Source organism: Prauserella sp. PE36, assembly GCF_003311655.1.
GTDB lineage: Bacteria > Actinomycetota > Actinomycetes > Mycobacteriales > Pseudonocardiaceae > Prauserella_A > Prauserella_A endophytica.
Map to the genome: position 1 here is coordinate 20,777 of NZ_QEQT01000037.1, position 18,432 is coordinate 39,208.

The 18,432-nt window shown below is 72.7% G+C and carries 18 protein-coding genes; 6 read left to right on the plus strand and 12 right to left on the minus strand.

The genetic code is table 11. The features are described from left to right. Positions 1-19: 19 nt before the first annotated feature. The 5 genes from DI005_RS05330 to DI005_RS05350 form a co-directional block, all read right to left on the minus strand. The gene (locus tag DI005_RS05330) at positions 20-412 is read right to left on the minus strand and encodes a pyridoxamine 5'-phosphate oxidase family protein (protein WP_112268932.1); all 393 of its coding nucleotides are present in this window, start codon (positions 410-412) and stop codon (positions 20-22) included. Positions 413-498: 86 nt separating this feature from the next. Then, complete coding sequence (gene ispH / locus DI005_RS05335; protein WP_113641406.1) at positions 499-1,788, minus strand: 4-hydroxy-3-methylbut-2-enyl diphosphate reductase; 1,290 nt, start codon at positions 1,786-1,788, stop codon at positions 499-501. 40 nt (positions 1,789-1,828) lie between these two features. Beyond that, on the minus strand, positions 1,829-2,863 hold the full coding sequence (locus DI005_RS05340) for a family 2 encapsulin nanocompartment cargo protein polyprenyl transferase (RefSeq protein WP_113641407.1): 1,035 nt from the start codon (positions 2,861-2,863) through the stop codon (positions 1,829-1,831). 6 nt (positions 2,864-2,869) lie between these two features. Continuing rightward, positions 2,870-4,264 (minus strand): family 2B encapsulin nanocompartment shell protein, encoded by a 1,395-nt coding sequence (locus tag DI005_RS05345; RefSeq protein ID WP_233520000.1) that lies wholly within the window; start codon positions 4,262-4,264, stop codon positions 2,870-2,872. A 25-nt stretch (positions 4,265-4,289) separates the two neighbouring features. Further along, positions 4,290-5,699 (minus strand): family 2B encapsulin nanocompartment shell protein, encoded by a 1,410-nt coding sequence (locus DI005_RS05350; protein WP_113641408.1) that lies wholly within the window; start codon positions 5,697-5,699, stop codon positions 4,290-4,292. Positions 5,700-6,226: 527 nt separating this feature from the next. Between DI005_RS05350 and DI005_RS05355 the strand changes: the two genes are divergently transcribed. Together DI005_RS05355 and DI005_RS37880 are read left to right on the plus strand one after the other, a co-directional pair. Next, on the plus strand, positions 6,227-6,994 hold the full coding sequence (locus tag DI005_RS05355; RefSeq protein ID WP_113641409.1) for a DUF4239 domain-containing protein: 768 nt from the start codon (positions 6,227-6,229) through the stop codon (positions 6,992-6,994). 4 nt (positions 6,995-6,998) lie between these two features. Beyond that, the gene (locus tag DI005_RS37880; protein ID WP_233520001.1) at positions 6,999-8,216 is read left to right on the plus strand and encodes a hypothetical protein; all 1,218 of its coding nucleotides are present in this window, start codon (positions 6,999-7,001) and stop codon (positions 8,214-8,216) included. An 8-nt stretch (positions 8,217-8,224) separates the two neighbouring features. Here the strand turns inward: DI005_RS37880 and DI005_RS05365 are convergent, their stop codons facing one another. Next, positions 8,225-8,764, minus strand: a complete 540-nt coding sequence (locus DI005_RS05365; protein WP_112268934.1) for a MarR family winged helix-turn-helix transcriptional regulator — start codon at positions 8,762-8,764, stop codon at positions 8,225-8,227. A 91-nt stretch (positions 8,765-8,855) separates the two neighbouring features. On the opposite strand from DI005_RS05365, the gene DI005_RS05370 reads away from it, so the two are divergent. Continuing rightward, positions 8,856-9,818: an MBL fold metallo-hydrolase gene (locus DI005_RS05370; protein WP_113641410.1), complete on the plus strand. Its 963-nt coding sequence runs from the start codon at positions 8,856-8,858 to the stop codon at positions 9,816-9,818. Beyond that, positions 9,818-11,395 (plus strand): FAD-dependent monooxygenase, encoded by a 1,578-nt coding sequence (locus DI005_RS05375; RefSeq protein WP_233520002.1) that lies wholly within the window; start codon positions 9,818-9,820, stop codon positions 11,393-11,395. Before DI005_RS05370 ends, DI005_RS05375 begins: the two co-directional genes overlap by 1 nt. Positions 11,396-11,512: 117 nt before the next feature. On the opposite strand, the gene DI005_RS05380 is transcribed toward DI005_RS05375, so the two are convergent. From DI005_RS05380 to DI005_RS05390, 3 genes are all read right to left on the minus strand, one after another. Then, entirely contained in the window at positions 11,513-12,256 is a 744-nt protein-coding gene (locus DI005_RS05380) for an SDR family NAD(P)-dependent oxidoreductase (RefSeq protein WP_113641412.1), read from the minus strand. A gap of 23 nt (positions 12,257-12,279) precedes the next feature. Next, a complete protein-coding gene (locus DI005_RS05385) occupies positions 12,280-12,699 on the minus strand; it encodes a hypothetical protein (protein WP_112268942.1) in 420 nt (139 codons plus the stop codon). Positions 12,700-12,773: 74 nt separating this feature from the next. Further along, positions 12,774-13,586: a bifunctional 2-polyprenyl-6-hydroxyphenol methylase/3-demethylubiquinol 3-O-methyltransferase UbiG gene (locus DI005_RS05390; protein ID WP_113641413.1), complete on the minus strand. Its 813-nt coding sequence runs from the start codon at positions 13,584-13,586 to the stop codon at positions 12,774-12,776. A gap of 33 nt (positions 13,587-13,619) precedes the next feature. Here DI005_RS05390 and DI005_RS05395 point away from each other — a divergent pair, with 33 nt between their 5' ends. After that, positions 13,620-14,327, plus strand: a complete 708-nt coding sequence (locus DI005_RS05395) for an MBL fold metallo-hydrolase (RefSeq protein WP_113641414.1) — start codon at positions 13,620-13,622, stop codon at positions 14,325-14,327. Positions 14,328-14,336: 9 nt separating this feature from the next. Here the strand turns inward: DI005_RS05395 and DI005_RS05400 are convergent, their stop codons facing one another. Then, positions 14,337-14,720 carry a TIGR03618 family F420-dependent PPOX class oxidoreductase gene (locus DI005_RS05400; RefSeq protein WP_113641482.1) on the minus strand — a complete coding sequence of 128 codons (384 nt, stop codon included), beginning with the start codon at positions 14,718-14,720 and terminating at the stop codon, positions 14,337-14,339. Between the two features lie 77 nt (positions 14,721-14,797). After that, positions 14,798-15,985: an ROK family transcriptional regulator gene (locus tag DI005_RS05405; protein WP_113641415.1), complete on the minus strand. Its 1,188-nt coding sequence runs from the start codon at positions 15,983-15,985 to the stop codon at positions 14,798-14,800. A gap of 102 nt (positions 15,986-16,087) precedes the next feature. Between DI005_RS05405 and xylA the strand changes: the two genes are divergently transcribed. Then, a complete protein-coding gene (gene xylA / locus DI005_RS05410; RefSeq protein WP_113641416.1) occupies positions 16,088-17,257 on the plus strand; it encodes a xylose isomerase in 1,170 nt (389 codons plus the stop codon). 395 nt (positions 17,258-17,652) lie between these two features. Here xylA and DI005_RS05420 read toward each other — a convergent pair whose 3' ends face one another. Beyond that, positions 17,653-18,405, minus strand: a complete 753-nt coding sequence (locus DI005_RS05420) for an IclR family transcriptional regulator (RefSeq protein ID WP_112268951.1) — start codon at positions 18,403-18,405, stop codon at positions 17,653-17,655. Positions 18,406-18,432 lie beyond the last annotated feature (27 nt).

The window sequence follows — 18,432 nt, forward strand, 5'->3', positions numbered from 1 at the left end:
AACCGGGAAAAACGCCGGGTCAGCCGAGCCTGCGCCCCGAGATGACCTCGACCGGGATGCGCAGATGCCGGTCGTCGGGGCCGGGCCGCCAGCTCAGCTCCGGCAGGCCCGCTTCCACGTACTCGTCGCGCAGTTCGCCCGCCCTGCCCAGCACCGTGACGAACCAGCCGCTGGTGAGGTCGGGGGAGAAGGCCTCGGCCTCGAAGGCGAGGACGCTGTCGTTCGCGGCGGCGAACAGGGCGCTGCCGACGGGAGCGCCGCACAGCACGGCCTCACCGCGCACCGCGAACCGCACGGGCTGCACGGCGGGCAGCCCCCGGCTGGTGAACACCACGCGCCCGAGGTGTACCGCGCCGAGCAGCGTGATGCACTCGTCGCGATGGAGCACCTCGAGACCGAACGAGTCCAACATCACGCACAGCCCCTGTGGTCGAAGATCACGACTCACGGTGCTGCGCGCGTGCCCGCTCCGGTAGGGCCGTTGGACCCGCTGGTTTGTCAGCGACGGGCGACGGCCGACGGGAGGGCGAAATGGACGGTCTCCCTGGTGATCTCGCGTTCGGTGACGGTCACGGGCCCGAGCCCGCCGAGCGCCGCGATCACGGCCGAGACCAGCCGGGGCGGCGCCGAGGCGCCCGCCGTCAGTCCCACCACGCCCGCCCCGGCGAGCCAGCCCGCCTCGATGTCCCCGGCGTCGTCGACGAGGTGCGCCTCGGTGCCGGCTCGGCGCGCCAGCTCCACCAGCCGCGCCGAGTTCGAGGAGTTGCCGGAGCCGACCACCAGCACCAGGTCGGACTCCCCGGCGATGGCGGACAGGGCGTGCTGGCGGTTGGTGGTGGCGTAGCAGATGTCGTCGGACGCCGGGCCCCGCAGCGCGGGGAAGCGCTCCCGCAGTGCGTCGACGACCTCGGCCGTCTCGTCGACGGCGAGCGTCGTCTGCGTCAGGTACGACACCCGCTCCGGGTCCTCCACTTCCAGCCCCGCGACCTCGTCGGCGTTCTGGACCAGCACCGTGCGGGCGGGCGCCTCGCCGAGCGTGCCCTCCACCTCCTCGTGCCCCTCGTGCCCGATGAGCACCACCGTGTCCCCCCTGGCGGCGAACCGGCGGGCCTCCGCGTGCACCTTCGTCACGAGCGGGCACGTCGCGTCGATGACGTCGAGGCCCTTGTGCGCGGCCTGAGCGTGGACGGCGGGGGACACGCCGTGGGCGGAGAACACCACCGTCGCGCCGTCGGGCACCGCGTCGAGCTCGTCGACGAAGACCGCGCCCCGTTGCTCCAGCCCGCGCACGACGTGGCTGTTGTGCACGATCTGCTTGCGCACGTACACCGGCGCGCCGCGCTGGTCGAGCACTCTCTCGACGATCTCGATCGCCCGCTCCACCCCGGCGCAGAACGAGCGCGGCGAGGCCAGCAGCACCGTGCGGGGCCCGGCGGCGGACAGGCACGACGCCATCGCCGAGCCCGCCGCCGTGACCACGTCCGGCGGCACGCCGTCGTCCTGGCCCGCCGCGGCCAGGCCCAGCCCCGAGGGGCCGTCCCGCCCCGGCAGGACGGCGCACAGCGTGAGCCCGTTGTCGCCGCGGCCGGGCGCGCTGTCGGCCCGGAGCCTGCCGCGCACCGGTGGCACGCCCCGGCGGCGCAGCTCACCCGCGAGCAGGACGGCGGCGGGGCAGGGGATCGGCGGGGCTCCAGGGGTGAGCAGCTCGTCGGCGACGAGCACCCCGTCGGCGCCGGGGCGCCCTGGCCGGTTCGCGGCCATGATGCTTTGCGCTGCGGTGAACGGCATCGCGTCGTGCTCCTTGCTGTCGTGCGCGGTCGGTGCGGGCTCAGTGGTCGCGGCGGGTCACGAGCCGGGCGAGCGCGCCGAGCTCGGCCGTCGCCCTCGGCACGACGCCCGCGGAGGTCAGGTCGCGCCAGGCCTGCTCCAGCAGGGCGTCGGCACGGGCTTGGGTCCAGCCCCGCCCGCCCGCGGTGGCGATGAGCTCGGCCGCACGGGTCAGGTCGTCACCTTCCAGCGGTTCCTCGCGCAGGTAGAGGCGGGCCAGCTCGCGGCCGGCCGGGGTGCCAGAGGTCAGCGCGGCCACCACCGGCAGGGACTTCTTGTGGTTGCGCAGGTCCGAGAAGGCCGGCTTGCCGGTGACCGACTCCGTGCCCCAGATCCCCAGCAGGTCGTCGACCAGCTGGAACGCGAGGCCGAGCCGCTCACCGAAGCGGCGCAGCAGCAGGACCTGCTCGGGACCCGCCCCGCCGGCGAGCGCGCCGAGCGCGCACGCGCAGCCCAGCAGCGCGCCCGTCTTCCGTTCGGCCATGCGGACGCACTCGGGCAGGGTGACGTCGGTGCGCCGCTCGAACTCCAGGTCCGCGTGCTGGCCGTCCATCAGGTCCTGCACGGCCGCGTGCAGCGTCCGCACGGCGGTGGCGCCCGCGCCGCCCTCGGTGAGCGCGTCGAAGGCCAGCGCCAGCAGCGAGTCACCGGCCAGGATCGCCGGACCGGCGCCGAAGACGCTCCACGCCGTGGCCCGGTGCCTGCGGGTCACATCGCCGTCCATCACGTCGTCGTGCAGCAGTGAGAAGTTGTGCACCAGCTCCACGGCGACCGCGCCGGGCACGGCTCGGCCCGCCCTGCCGCCGACGGCCTCCGCGGCCAGCAGCACCAGCGCCGGACGCAGCGCCTTGCCGCCGGAGCCGCCGGTGTCGCTGCCGTGCTCGTCCCACCAGCCGAGGTGGTAGCCGCCGATGTGGCGCATCGGCCCTGGCAGCCCGCCGAGCACGGTGCGCAACGCGGGGTCCACGATGGACTTCGCGTAGCCGAGAACCTCTTTCGCCGAACGGATTCCCGGCGCCGCTTCGGTTGTGGACATCTCCGCTCACCGTCCGATCTCGACGTTCTCCAGCACGCCGAGCGCGTCGGGGACGAGGATCGCCGCCGAGTAGTAAGCGCTGACGAGGTAGGAGAGGATCGCCCGGTCGTCGATGCCCATGAACCTCACCGAGAGCCCGGGCCGGTACTCGTCGGGGATGCCGGTCTGGTGCAGTCCAACCACGCCCTGCTCGTCGGCGCCGGTGCGCATGACGATGATCGAGCTGGTGCCCGTGCGGGAGATGGGGATCTTGTCGCACGGCAGGATCGGCACGCCCCGCCATGCGACCGCGGTCGCCGACTCCACCTGCACCGTCTGCGGGTAGACGCCGAGCCGGGTGCATTCCCGGCCGAACGCCGCGATGGTGCGGGGGTGGGCGAGGAAGAACTCCGACTTGCGGCGCCTGCTGAGCAGCTCGTCCAGGTCGTCCGGGGTCGGCGGGCCGGTGCGGGTGTGGAGGCGCTGGCGAAGATCGGCGTTGTGCAGCAGCCCGAAGTCCGGGTTGTTGACCAGGTCGTTCTCCTGCCGCTCGCGCAGTGCCTCGACGGTGAGCCGAAGCTGCTGCTCCAGCTGGTTCATCGGCTGGTTGTAGAGGTCGGCGACGCGGCTGTGGACGCGCAGCACGGTCTGTGCCACGGCCAGCTCGTACTCGCGCGGCGTGGTCTCGTAGTCGGCGAACGTGCCGGGCACCGCGGATTCGCCGGTGTGCCCAGAGGCCAGCTCGATGGCCGCCTCACCCTGCTTGTTGTGGGCGGGCCGCACCTCCGCCCGCACCCCGTCGAGGTGGGCCCGCAGGCCCCCGGCGCCGTCCGCGACCTCCTCGACGGCCCGCCTCGGCAGGGTCAGCACCGTGCACGGGGTGACGGCCTTGATGGTGAAGTCCCAGATCGCGTGCGCGTCGAGCAGCACCTGCTCGCCGACGAACCGGCCGTCGCCCAGCACGTCGAGCACGGTGTCACCGCCGTACTCGCCAGTGCCGATCTTGTTCACCTTTCCGTGGGCGAGCACCACGACCTCGTCGGCCGCGTGTCCGAACTCGACGATCACCTCGCCGGGCTCGTACTCGCGCTGCTCGAACCGGCCGGCCAGCGCGGTGAGCACCTCCTCGTCGGCGAAGCCGCGCAGCGGCGGCAGCTCCCTCAGCTCGGCCGCGATCACCGACACCTCGGAGCCGGTGTTGACGCACGTGACCCTGCCGTCGCCGAGTGCATAGGTGAGCCGCCGGTTGACCCGGTACGCGCCGCCGGAGGCCTCGACCCACGGCAGCACGCGCAACAGCCAGCGTGGCGAGACGCCCTGCATCTGGGGGACGGTCTTCGTGGTGGTGGCGAGGTTGCGCGCGGCGTCGGGGGCGAGGCTCTGCCTCGGTGCGGTCTCGACGGCCTCTTCGGTGACGGTCACCGGAAACCTCCTGGGGTCGGTGTGGTCAGCTCTCCCTGCCGAGCTCGGCGTCGTCGAGGACGCCGAGCGCGTCGGGCACCAGCACGGCCGCCGAGTAGTAGGCCGTGACGAGATAGGACGTGATGGCCTTGTCGTTGATGCCCATGAACCGCACTGAGAGCCCGGGCTGGTACTCGTCGGGGATGCCGGTCTGGTGCAGCCCGACGACGCCCTGCCGCTCCTCGCCGGTGCGCATGAGCATGATGGAGCTGGTGCGCGTGCGGCTCACCGGGATCTTGTTGCACGGGAAGATCGGCACGCCGCGCCACGCCGGCACGCTGTGCCCGCCGACGTCCACACTGGACGGATAGATGCCCCGGCGGCTGCACTCCCTGCCGAACGCGGCGATCGCGCGCGGGTGCGCGAGGAAGAACGAGGGCTCCTTCCAGACCAGCGCGAGCAGGTCGTCGAGGTCGTCGGGCGTCGGCGGCCCGTTCCGGGTCGGCTTGCGCATGCCGAGGTCGGCGTTGTGCAGCAGCCCGAAGCCCGGGTTGTTGACCAGCTCGTTCTCCTGCCGCTCACGCAGTGCCTCGATGGTGAGCCGCAGCTGCTGCTCCAGCTGGCTCATCGGCTGGTTGTAGAGGTCGGAGACGCGCGTGTGCATGCGCAGCACGGTCTGAGCGACGCTCAGCTCGTATTCGCGCGGGTGCAGCTCGTAGTCGACGAACGTCCCGGTCAGCGCGACCTCGCCCTCGTGTCCGGACGTGACCTCCACCGCCGCCTCGCCGTGGTCGTTGGCCGCGGCCTGCGGGCTGCTGCGCACCTGGTCCACGTGCGCGCGCAGCTCGGGCGAGTGTTGGAGGACCTCCTCGAACGCCCGGTGCGGTAGCACGAGTGCCGTGCACGTGGTGACCGCCTTGGCCGTGTACTCCCACAGCGCGTCCGGTTCGGCCAGGCTCTCGTCGCCGAAGTACTCGCCGCCGGCGAGCACGTCGAGCACCACGTGGTCGCCGTACTCGCCGGGGCCGATCTTGTTCACCTTGCCGTGGGCGATCAGCGCCACCTCGTCCGCACGGTCGCCGAACTCGGCGAGCACGTCGCCCGGCTGGTATTCGCGCTGCTCGAACCGGTCGGCGAGCGCGTCGAGCACCGCGGTGTCGGGGAACTCGCGCAGCACGGCGAACTCCCGCAGCTCGGGCGGGACCACGCGCAGGTCGGTGTCCGAGCCGGTGAAGGTCACCCGCTTGTTGCCGACCACGCACGTGAGCCGCCGGTTGACGCGGTAGGTGCCGCCGGAGGCCTGGACCCACGGCAGGAGGCGGATCAGCCAGCGCGAGGAGATGCTCTGCATCTGCGGCTGGGTCTTGGTCGTGGTCGCCAGGTTGCGCGCCGCCGCCGTGCCAAGGCTCAGCGGGTTCTGCTGCTCGGTGCCTGTCGCGGGGTCTGTCACCGTCACAATTCACACCACCATTTCTGTGTGCTTTTTCGAGAAAGGCTGCGGCAAGGACAGGTCCGCAACCGGCGTGAATATCTGGGGCGAATGCCGATGGAATGGACACTAGCAGCGGTCGGCGACGACCGTACAGTCGCCCGAAGGTGCCGATGCCCGCCGCCACGAATGAATCAATTCGAATTGAGGGCAATTCTCACTCGATTCGCAGGCTTGCGGTACTGGGCAGGGTAGAGCCGCAGGTGCAGGCGCGGCGTGTCGTGCTCCCCCGATGCCGGGAGGCTGCGCCGGCCGGGGGGGACTCGGTGGACTCTGCGTAATTCCGTTGCTCCAAAAGGGTTTGGGCGCGCACTTGTCACCCCGGGTGAGGGCGGCCGCCGGTGTGCCCCGTTCGGGCCCGATGCCGCCGCGTGCGTCGCCGGTTCGGCGGCACCGGTCCATCACCTTACGAGTATTCCCATTTTCTCCTTGTGCTCGCCGACGGCTGTCATTAACCTGCGGATATCGCTTTCCGATGCGGAAGGAAATCCCCGTTGAATGTCTACGTGACCGGTCTGCTGTGGGTTGCCGGCGCCGTGGCGCTGGGCGCGGGAATCGCTTTCCTGGTGCGCCGGGTCGGGCTCGACGAGGGGCGTCCGGACAACAATGAGGCGGCCGGGCAGGTGTTCACGATCGTCGGCGGGCTACAGGCGGTGCTCGTGTCCTTCGTGCTGATCTCCCTTTTCGACGGCGTCACGCAGGCCGGTGACGGCGCGAGCAGTGAGGCGCACAGCTTGGTGGCCACGGCGTGGGCGGCCGACGCGCTGCCCGAACCGGCCCGCTCCGAGGTGCTCCGGCTCAGTCGCGAGTACGCGGAGACGGTGATCGAACGGGAATGGCCGCAGCTGCAGGCGGAACAGGAGGTGACCGGTCCGGGGTGGACACAACTCGACCGGATGCGCGTCGCGATCGCCGACGCCCGCATCGACACCGGCGACGAGTGGGAGTCCGGGCGCAAGGCCGAGGCGCAGACGCAGCTGGTGACGCTCTACGAGCAACGGGAGGCGAGGGTCGCCGAGTCGGCAGACCGCGGGCTCGGGCCGGTCGTGTGGTTCGTGCTGGCGCTCGGCAGCTTCATCACGGTGGTGCTGTCGAACTTGTTCGGCGGTACCCGGCTGTGGACGCACATGATCCTCGTGACCACGCTCGCCGGCATGATCATGCTGCTGCTGTTCGCGATCTACCAGCTGCAGAACCCCTTCGGCGACGACGCGAAGCTCGGGCCGGACGCGTTCGAGCTCGCGCGCGAGCGGCTGGGCTGAGGGCGTGCGCACCCGGTGGTCGCCTGCGCTGCCGCTGGTGTTGCTGGTGTTGCTGGTGTTGATTCTCAATGCCGGGCCCGCGCGGCCGGGGCAGGCGTTCGCGTGCTCGATCCTGCGCGTCGAGACCGGCTGGGCCGCAGATCACTCGCGACTGAGCCGCGTGGACCTGCCCGGCGGGGAGGTCACGCCGATCGGCGTGCTCGACGACCGGGTCAACGCCGTCGGCTACTCCCGCGAGCAGGAACTGGCCTACGGTGTCTCCGGGATTCACGTTGTGACGTTCGACCGCGTCGGTGACCTCACGGTCGCCGGGGAGCTGCCGGACGAGCCGAGGGGCGGCGGGCTGGTGCGGCCGACCGCGGCCGCGGTCAGCGGGAACCGGTGGTTCCTGCTCGACGACGAAGTTCTGTACACAGTGGCCATCGATCCGGCCGGCCCGGACTACCTCCGCGTGGCCGAGGCGGTGCCGTTGACCCCGGAGGGCCTCTCCGGCGCGGTCGACGACATCGACGTCGATCCGCGCACGGGCCTGCTGTACGGGGTCGCGGCGGACTACCCGCGCAGCCCCGTGGTGCGGATCGACCCGGGCAGCGGCACCGCGTCCGTGGTGCCGGGGCCAGCGCTGCCGCCGAGCACCGCGTACGGCGCCGTGGCGTTCGGTCCCGACGGCGCGCTCTACGCGACGGCGAACGTGGCCGGTGGCCGCAGCAGGCTGTACCGCGTCCCGCTGGACGGCGCCGGGGAGGTCACCGAGCTGTCGGACGGGCCGGCGCTGCGCGGGTCGGACGCGACGGCGTGCCTCGCGATCCCCGAGCCGGACCCGGCGCCCCCGCCCACCACGCCGCGACCGGCCCCGCCACCGCCTCCACCGCCCCCGGCCCCGTCGGCTCCGACCTCGGAGCCGACGCCGCCCTCACGCCTTCCCGCTCCACCGGCCCCGACCCCGGAGCGGCCGCCACCATCGCCGGAGGCGCCCCAGCCGCCGCCCCAGCCGCCGCCCCAACCGTCACCGCCCCGGCCACCGGAACCCGCGCCGGCGCCACCACCGCCCCGGCCTCCGGAACCGGCGCCACCGCCCGCCGCGGCGCCGCCACCGCCGCCGGAGGAACAGGGGCGGACGGACGAGCTGACGCCGACGGAGAAGAAACGGCGCTGGGCACTGACGATGCTGCTGATCGCGTTCGGCGCGGGAGCCGCGGCCAGGAGCATGCGACGCCGCTGAGCCCGCCGTCAGAAACGGCGTTTGGCGTCCGCCGCGGCGGACCCGGTCATCAGCTTGTGCAGCAGGCCGATCAGGGTCGTTCGCTCCTCGGGGCTGAGCGTGCTGGCCCACGCCTGCTCACGCTCGTTGTGGGCCTGGTAGTCCTTGGTGATCGTGTCGTGCCCGGCCTCGGTGAGGCTGAGCAGCACCGCGCGGCGGTCGTGCTCGGCCTGGCGCCGCTCAACGAGCCCGCCCTTCTCCAACGTGTTCACCAGGGCGGACACCGCGGCCCGGCTCATCCCCGACAGCTGCGCGACTCGCTTGGACTCCAGCGGCCCCGCGAGCCACAGCACGAACAGCACCCGGAAGCCGGGCCAGCTCAGTCCACGGGGCCGGTGCACCGCGGACTCGAGGTCATAGACGAGCGCGCTGGTCAGCCGGTGCAGCGTGAGCACGAGCCGCATCGCCTCGGGATCCACGGCGCCGAGCTCGCTGGTCGTCCTGGCCACCGCGAAGTCCACGAACGACAGGAAGTCGAGCTCGTCGGGCTCGGCGGGGTGCGCGGTCATGGCGTTCAGGCTAGCCCCTTCCCTTTCGCGGACAACGGCGTTACGCTGTCCCGGGACAGATAATCAAAGCTTTGATCAAAGGAGGGGCTCCGTGTCCCAGAAGGCTTTCGCGTCGTCGGCGGACCTGGGGGAGAAGGAGCAGACGCTCGAGGTCCTCGCCGACGGCGTCTACGCGCTCACCGCCGAGGGCGACCCCAACGTGGGAGCGATCGAGGGCGAGGACTTCCTCGTCTGCTTCGAGGCGATGGCCACGCCCGTCGCCGCCGGCGAGTGGCTCGCGAAGCTGCGCGAGCACACCGACAAGCCGGTGCGCTACCTCGTGCTCTCGCACTACCACGCCGTGCGCGTGCTCGGGGCCTCCGCCTTCGACGCCGAGGTGATCGTGGCGCACGAGAACACCCGCGCGCTCGTCGCCGAACGCGGCAAGGAGGACTGGGAGAGCGAGTTCGGCCGCATGCCGAGGCTCGCCAAGCAGGCCGATTCCGTGCCGGGGCTGACCTGGCCGACGCTGACCTTCTCCGACCGGCTCACCATCGAGCTCGGCGGCGACCGCGGCGACCTCGTGCTGCAGTACTGCGGGCGCGGGCACACCGAGGGCGACATCGTGGGCTGGCTGCCGAAGCATAGGATCCTGTTCGCGGGCGACCTCGTCGAGGCGCAGGCGGCGCTCTACACGGGCGACGCCTTCCATCGCGACTGGGTGGGCGGCACCCTCGACCGGGTCAAGGAGTTCGGCGCGGAGGCGCTGATCGGCGGGCGCGGCGCGGTGAGCCGGGGCCGCGAGGCCGTGGACGAGGCGATCGAGCAGACCCGGCACTTCCTGCGGGTGATGATCGACGAGGTGGGCGCCGTGCACGCGCGCGGCGGCACGCTCAAGGAGGCGTTCGAGAACGCCCACGCGGCACTGCACGAGCGCTACGGCCGGTGGCCGATCTTCGAGCACTGCCTGCCCTTCGACGTGTCGCGGCTGTGGGACGAGCTCTCCGGGGTCGAGCGCCCGGTCATCTGGACCGCTGAGCGCGACCGCGAGGTCTGGGACCAGCTGCAGGGCTGATGATGAGCACCATCGGCTCAGCCGACCCCGTCATCGTCGTCGGGAACGGTCCCGTCGGGCAGACCGCCGCGCTGCTGCTCGCCCGCTGGGGCGTCCCGGTCGTGCTGCTGGACCGCCGCCCGGAACGCGACCCCATCGGGTCGAAGGCGATCTGCCAGCAGCGGGACGTGCTGGACGTGTGGGAGACGGTCGGCGCGGGCAGGCGCATCGCCGCCGAGGGTGTCACGTGGACCACGGCCCGCACGTTCTACCGCGACCGCGAGCTGTTCGCCTACACGCTGCCCGACCACGGCAGCTCGTGCTTCCCTCCGTTCGTCAACGTCTCGCAGGCGCGCACCGAGCAGATCCTCGACGAGCGCATCGCCGCCGAGCCGCTGATCGACGTGCGCTGGAGCCATGACGTCACCGGCCTCGAGCAGAACGAAGGCGGCGTCGACGTGCGGTGCGCGAACGGGGCGAGCCTGCGTGCCTCCTACGTGCTCGCGTGCGCGGGCGCCCGCGGCGAGGACGTCCGGGCACTGCTCGGCGTCACGTTCGAAGGGCACTCCTTCGACGACCGGTTCCTCATCTGCGACATCCGCACCGAGCTGCCTGGCTGGAGCACCGAGCGGCGGTTCTACTTCGATCCACAGTGGAATCCCGGGCGGCAGGTGCTCATCCACCCGTGCCCCGGCTCGACGTTTCGCATCGACTGGCAGGTTCCCGGCGACTACGACCTCGCCGCCGAGGAGGCCGACGGCAGGCTCGACCGGCGCATCCGGGCCATCATCGGCGACCGGGACTACGAGATCGTGTGGAAGTCGGTGTACCGGTTCCACTCGCGGGTCACCGACCGGATGCGATGCGGACGGGTGCTGCTCGCCGGGGACTGCGCGCACCTGGTGGCTCCGTTCGGGGCGCGCGGGCTCAACTCCGGGGTCGCCGACGCGGAGAACGCCGCGTGGAAGCTGGCGTTCGTGCTGCGCGGCTGGGCGCCGGAGTCGCTGCTGGACTCCTACCACGCGGAACGGCACGCGGCGGCGCTGGAGAACCTGGACGTCACCAGCGCCACGATGCGGTTCCTGGTGCCGCAGGACGAAGAGCAGCACGCGCACCGGCGGACGGTGCTCGACCGGGCCGTCACCGAAAGGGCCGCGTGGTCCGAAGTGGACTCCGGCAGGCTGGCGGAACCGTTCTGGTACGCCGACTCGCCGCTGACCACGCCGTGCCCCGGCAGGCCGTTCCTGGGCAGGCCGCCGCGCGGCACGGTGCCCCCGGCGGGGCCGGGCACGATCGTGCCCGACGGTCCGGTCCGGGTCGAGGGGCGTGACACCCGGTTCCGGGAGCTCGCCCGCGACGGCCTGCTGTTGCTCACCACACCCGGTGCGGACTTGGCGGCGGCGGCCGCCGCCGCCAAGTCGTGCGCCGCGCCCGTGCGCGTGCTCGAACTGGCGGCGATCGACCACACGGGCGCGCTCGCCGACGCGTTCGGAGCCGGGGATGGGGAGGTGTGGGTGATCCGCCCGGACGCCCACGTCGCCGCCGTGCTCACCGACCCCGCCGCGGTGGAACCCGCCCTGCACCGAGCTCTCGGCTGACCGCAGTGAAGGCCACCTTGCCTGCGCCCACCCGTCTCCCCCCGCCACCCAAACGGAGACGCTGCGCGCCGCTGTGTCGATTGAACGCAGTGAAGGTGGCCTTCACTGCGGACGGAGTCACCTGGGGAGGCGGCGCCAGAGCGGACGGGGGAGCAGCCGCAGCACGCCGAACGCCAGGCGCAGGATCCCCGGCACCCACACGACGTCGCGGCCCTTGCGCAGGGCGGCGACCGTCGCGTCGGCCACCTGCGCGGGCGTGGACGAGAACGGCGCGGGCGACATGCCCTCGGTCATCCGCCCGATGACGAACCCCGGCCGCACGAGCAGCAGGCGCACGCCGCTGCCGTGCAGCGCGTCGGCCAGGCCGCTCGCGAACCCGTCGAGCCCCGCCTTGGCGGAGCCGTAGACGTAGTTGGCCCGGCGCACGCGCATGCCGGCCACGGAGGAGAACACCACGAGGTTGCCGCTGCCCTGCGCGCGCAGCAGGTTCGCCAGGTGCGTCAGCACGCTCACGTGCGCCGTGTAGTCGGTGTGCACGATCGCCAGCGCGTGGCCCGCGTCCGCCTCGGCCTTGCTCTGGTCGCCCAGGATGCCGAAGGCCGTCACCACGGTCTCGACCGGACCGTGCCCGGTCATGATCGCGCCGAGCACCTCCTCGTGCCGGGCGACGTCGTCGGCGTCGAACTCGACGCGGGTCACCGTGGTGGCGCCCGCCTCCCGCAACGCCGCCTCCTCGGCGTCGAGATCGGCGCTGCGCCGCGCCGCAAGCACGAAGTCCCGTGCGCCCTGTGCCGCGAGCCTGGTGGCCACCGCGAGGCCGATCTCACTTCGCCCGCCGAGGACGACAATCGTTCCGCTCATGCCGTGCAGTGTGCTAGACGGTGCTAGATGGGCCTCGGGATGGTGCACAGGACCTGGGCGAGCCCGCTTTCGTCACGCTCAACGGCCGACTTCTCGGACACCACGACGCCGTCCACGCGGATCGCGCACCGCACCGGTGTGCCGTCCGGGCGTGCGCTGGCCGCCGCCACCCGGATGCCGAGGTAGCCGTCGCCGCCCGCGGGTTCGGTGAACGAGTGGTCGAAGGGCTTGCCGCGCAACGCGACCTGCGTCCAGGACGCGCCGCGCGCGACGCGCATGAGCGTGTCGTCGGGCCCCGACACCATGATGCGGATCTCATGCGCCTGTGGGGCGCGCTTCGGCGCGGCCGCGGGCTGCCGCCCGGCCGGCGCGAACGCCGTGCTCGCCACGCCGGTCGCCAGTACGGCGACGGCGATCAGGACGGCGAGAACCGCGCGCACCACTCGCGCGCTCCCTTCGCTCGGAGGCCAGGCTCACGGATTGTCGCATCCGCCGCGGCCGATCCATCCGTGGCGTGTCAAGGAGTCCACGTGAGGGTGACGATGTCGTCGCCGGACGAGCCGAGGTCGTGCTCACTCGTCACACCCGCCTCGCGCAGCGCCTCGGCCACCTCCTCCTGCCGGGACCGGGGCAGGCACAGCCGGCGCCGTGTGACGTCGGCGAGCGTCGCCATGTCGGGATGCCCCGCCGAGGCCGACCGCCCTCGCCGCCAGCGCGACACCCCGGGCTCGATCCCCAGTTCGCGGAGCACCGCAACGGCGTCCCCGGCGGTGGGTCCCTCGGGGCGGACGACGCCGTGGAACCGCAGCCACAGCTCGTTGAGCGAGGTCAGCGGGTGCGCCTCGGCCAGCTCCACCACCACGAGCCTGCGCGCGTGCGCGGTGAGCGCCGTGAGGAACGGGACGATGTCCGGGACGTTGTAGAGCACGTGGTGGCACACCACGACGTCGGCGGGTGGCACCCCGGTCGCGACCTCGGGCCAGCCGCCCTGGACCTCACGCGCGGCCACCCCGAGCGCGTCCGCGCGACGGCGGAACTCCGCGAGCAGCCCCTCGTCCTGGTCGACCGCGGTGATCAGCGTGCTGCGCGCCGCCAGCGGCAGGCTCGCCGCGCCCGCTCCGGCGCCGACGTCGAGCACGGTGCCGGGCGGGTCGAGCGCCCGCCACGCCGCCGGGAACGACGCGCCCTCCGGCTCCGCCACGAGCACGTCGGCCCGCCGGGAGAAGACGTGCCGGGGCAGCACCCACGGCGAGTCCTCGGCCTGCGCGAGGACCTCCTCCGGGATCCGCCACGCCTGCAGCTGCTCACGCCAGTGCCGGGTCGCGTTCATCGAGCGACACTCTAGGCCGTCTACGATCGGCCCATGTCCGACCGGCTCTACTTCCGTCAGCTGCTCGCGGGGCGCGACTTCGCCGTCGGCGACCGCGTCGCCACGCAGATGCGCAACTTCGCCTACCTGATCGGCGACCGCGAGACCGGCGAGGCCGTGGTGGTCGACCCGGCCTACGCGATCGACGACCTCCTCGGCGTCCTCGCGGCCGACGGCATGCGGCTCACAGGCGTGCTCGTCACCCACCACCACCCCGACCACGTCGGCGGCGACCTCATGGGCTTCTCGCTGCCAGGGCTGGCTGAGCTGCTCGCGAAGGAGCAGGTGCCGGTGCACGTGAGCGGGGCCGAGTCGGAGTGGGTGCGGCGCACCACCGGTGTCTCGGGCACGGACCTCGTGGCGCACGACCACGACGACCAGGTGGACGTCGGCGCGATCGGCATCCGGCTGCTGCACACGCCGGGCCACACGCCCGGCAGCCAGTGCTTCCTCGTCGGCGGGCGGCTCGTCGCGGGTGACACGCTCTTCCTCGAGGGCTGCGGGCGGACCGACTTCCCCGGCGGTGACTCCGACGCGATGTTCCGCAGCCTGCAATGGCTCGCCGGGCTCAACGGCGACCCGGTGGTCTACCCGGGGCACCTGTACTCGGCCGAGCCCTCGGCGCCGCTGTCTGACGTGCGGCGCGACAACTTCGTGTTCCGTGCGAGCTCGCTGGAGCAGTGGCGCGCGATGTTCGGCTGAGCCGGGCGCTCAGCGCAGCCCGAGGCGGCGTTCGATGGTGATCTCGATGACCACCCGCTGCGGGTTGACCCGCGGGGTTCGGTAGCGCGCGGCGTAGCGGGCCTCGGCGTCCCGCACCGACTCAGGGTCGTCGCGCACCACGGCCCTGCCCTCGAGCGTCGACCAGCGCCTGCCGTCGACCTGGGTGACCGCGACACGCGCCCCGCCGGCTCCCGCCGTCCGCACGTTGCGGGCCTTCACGCTGCCTCGGGAGCAGATCACCCTGGCGACCTCGAGCGCCTCGTCCACGGTCACGCCCACCGGCACGACGTGCGGGCTGCCGTCCGCGCGCAGGGTCGTGAGCGTGCCCAGGTGGCGCTCCCGCCAGAACTCGATCAGCTCGTCACTCGGCATGGCGGTCAGCGTACCGGCGGGGGAGGAGCAGCTGCCGCCGTCGACCGTGCTGCCCACCGAGCTGGTGGTGCGGGAGCCTATGGGAGGACACCGGCGGTGATGAACGTGTCGGGGTCGGCGACGATCGTGTGGACGGCCGCCGTCGCGGCGCCACGCACGGCGGCCTCGGTGCCGAGTGGGGAGCGCAGCACGCCGATCGGCTGCCAAGGCGCGCTCAGCACCCGGCCGCTCAGCTCGGTGCGCAGAGGTTCGCCCAGCCACGGGAACAGCCGCGCGTAGGTGCCGCCGAGCACGACGGCGGGCACGTCGAGCAGGTTGAGCACGGCCGACAGCGCCGAGCCGAGCGGGCGCGCCGCCGCCCGGACCGCCGCGACGGCCTTGCGGTCGCCGTCCTCCAGCCTGCTCAGCAGCGTGCCGAGATCGATGGCGCCCGCGCGGTCGAGGATCGCGTCCTGCCCGGCTAGCCGTTCGAGACAGCCCTTCGCCCCGCACGAGCACAGCGGACCGCGTGAGCTCACCGGGAAGTGGCCGAGCTCGCCGCCGAAGCCGCGCGTGCCGTCGTAGAGCTCACCGTTCAGGACGATTCCGGCGCCGATGCCGATCTCGCCGGAGACGTGCACGAAGTCGCGCAATCCGTCGTGGCCGCCCGCCCTCAGCTCGGCGAGCGCGGCGAGGTTGGCCTCGTTGCCGACCAGCACCTCCGCCTCCAGCCCGGTGCGGCGGCGCAGCTCGGCGGGCACGTCGACGTCCTGCCAGCCGAGGTTCGGCGCGCGGCGCAGCAGCCCGGTGGAGGCCTCGACGAGACCGGGCACGGCGACCCCGACACCGCCGACGGCAACGCCCCGCCTGCCTGACTCCTCCAGTGCGGTGCGCACGGCCTTGGCCGCGCGGGTCAGGACGCGGCTGGTGGGCTGGTCCCGGTTGGCCGAGGGCGAGATCGTGGACCAGCGGACCTCGCCGGTGAGGTCGACCAGGCACGTCGCGACGTAGTCGACGGCGATCTCGACCCCCAGCCCGTGCGGGCCCTCCGGCGACAGCGACAGGGAGGTGCCGCGCCTGCCCGGCCCCGCGCGGTGCTGCGGGCCCTGCTCCCGGACAAGCGAGGCGGCGGCGAGGCGGTCGACAAGGGTGGACACGGTGGCCTTGGTGAGCCCGGTGCGCGCGGCGACACCGGCCCGGGACAGGTCGGGCGACTCCGCGATGGCGCCGAGCACGAGGGCGCAGTTGTGCCTGCGAACGGTGTGCTGGCCTGCGGGCTGTGGCATCGGCTGAGCATAATCGTTCACCCACTGAACGAAATCCTTGACCTCGCGACGCGCCGATCGATAAGTTCAGTCGCCAAACTATTCTGTCTCCTGGAGGGCATCGTGGTCGTGCAACCCCGTCGCGAGGACAGGTTCAGCTTCGGGCTTTGGACGGTCGGCTGGCAGGCCGTCGACCCCTTCGGCGGCGCCACGCGCGGGCCGCTCGACCCGGTGGAGGCGGTGCACAAGCTCTCGGACCTTGGCGCGTGGGGCATCACGTTTCACGACGACGATCTGATCCCGTTCGGCAGCACCGATTCCGCGCGGGAGGAGCACATCAAGCGGTTCCGCGCGGCGCTCGACGACACTGGGCTCGTCGTGCCGATGGTGACGACGAACCTGTTCGGCCAGCCCGTCTTCAAGGAGGGTGCCCTCACCAACAACGACCGCGACATCCGCCGGTACGCGCTGCGCAAGGTCATGCGCAACATGGACCTGGCGGCGGAGCTGGGCGCGTCGACGTACGTGCTGTGGGGCGGCCGGGAGGGCTCGGAGACGGACGCGGCGAAGGACGTGAAGGCGGCGTACGACCGCTACCGCGAGGGGATCGACACGCTTGCCCAGTATGTGCTTGACCAGGGCTACGGGCTGCGGCTGGCGCTGGAGCCGAAGCCGAACGAGCCGCGCGGCGACATCTTCCTGCCGACGATCGGGCACGCGCTGGCGTTCATCTCCCAGCTGGAGCACCACGAGCTGGTTGGCGTGAACCCCGAGGTCGGGCACGAGCAGATGGCGGGGCTGAACTTCGTGCACGGCATCGGGCAGGCGCTGTGGCAGGGCAAGCTGTTCCACATCGACCTCAACGGGCAGCGCGGGCCGCGCTACGACCAGGACCTGATCTTCGGGCACGGCGACGTGCTCTCGGCGTTCTTCCTCGTCGACCTCCTGGAGCACGGCGGCTACGACGGACCGAGGCACTTCGACTACAAGCCCTTGCGCACCGAGGACGCCGACGGCGTGTGGGCCAGCGCGGAGGCGAACATGCGGAGCTACCTGCTGTTGCGGGAGCGGGCGCGGGCGTACCGCGCGGACCCGCGCGTGCAGGAGGCGCTGGCCGCGTCGCGGGTGTCCGAGCTGGCGACGCCGACCCTGGCGCCCGGCGAGACGCCGGCCGACCTCCGCGCCGACCGAACCGCCTTCGAGGACTTCGACCCCGAGGCGGCGGGCCGCCGCGGCTACGGCTTCGCCGCCCTGTCACAGCTGGCCTTCGAGCACCTGGTCGGAGCCGCCTGACCCGCGAGTCCCCCGCTCCGGCCGCCGAGTTCCCCGCTCGGGTCGCCGAGTTCCGCGCTCGGGTCGCCGAGTTCCCCGCTCGGGTCGCCGAGTACCGCGCTCCCGGCCGCGAGTTGCCGATTCGAAGCCGCGCGAGTCGTGCGTTGAGGCTCGCGAGTCGTGCGTCCAGAGCCGCGAGTCGTGCGTTCGGGACGCCGAGTTGTGCGCTCGGAGCCGGTGGCTCGCGTCGCGCGTGGGTGCGGCGTGCCGATGCGCCGCGTCTCTGGCTGCGGGAGCGCACGACTCGCGGTCGGGAGTGCGGGACTCGCGGGCTGGAGCGGGGGACTCGCGGGCTGGAGCGGGGGACTCGCGGGCTGGAGCGGGGGACTCGCGGGCTGGAGCGGGGGACTCGCGCGTCAGGGGAGGGTGCGCGACAGGGCCAGCGCCGCCGTGCGGACGGCGGGGGCGACGCGGTCCAGCCGCAGGCGGTTCGTCCACCCCGACAGGGAGAGCGCGGCGCGGGCGGTGCCGTCGGCACCGCGCAAGGGGCTCGCCGCGCACACCACGCCGAGACCGGACTCCTCGCGGTCGTAGGCGAGCCCCTCCTCACGGACCCTGGCCAGCTGCCTGCGCAGGATGCCCGGCGCCGTCACCGTCCGCTCGCTCACTCGCGGCAACCCCGCCGCCAGCACGGTGTCCACAGTGGACTTCGGGGAGAACGCCAGTATCGCCTTGCCCACGGCGGTCGCGTGCGCGGGGAACCGGCCGCCGACGCGCGAGGGCAACGCGGGCGCGTCGGGCCCGCGCAGGATGTCGAGGTACACCACCTCGGTGCCCTCCAGCACGGCGAGGTGCACCGTGTTGCGCGTTGCCTCCCGCAGGTCCTCCAGGTACGGCCGCGCCGCGTCCACCAGGCCCCGCTGGCGCACGGCGAGCTGGCCGATCTCGAAAAGCTTGAGCGCCAGCCGTACACCCGTGCCTTCCCGTTCCAGCAGCCCTTGGGTCACGAGATGCCCCGTCAGCCGGTGGACGCTGGACTTCGGCAGGCCCGTCCTGCGCGCCAGCTCGGACACCCCCAGCGCGTCGTCGCCGGGGGAGAAGGCGGTCAGCAGCGCCGCCAGCCGCGCAGCGGTGGACGCGTCCGAGTCGTTCCGGTCAGCGGGACACATACGTTGATAATCCCTCACGCCGTGGAG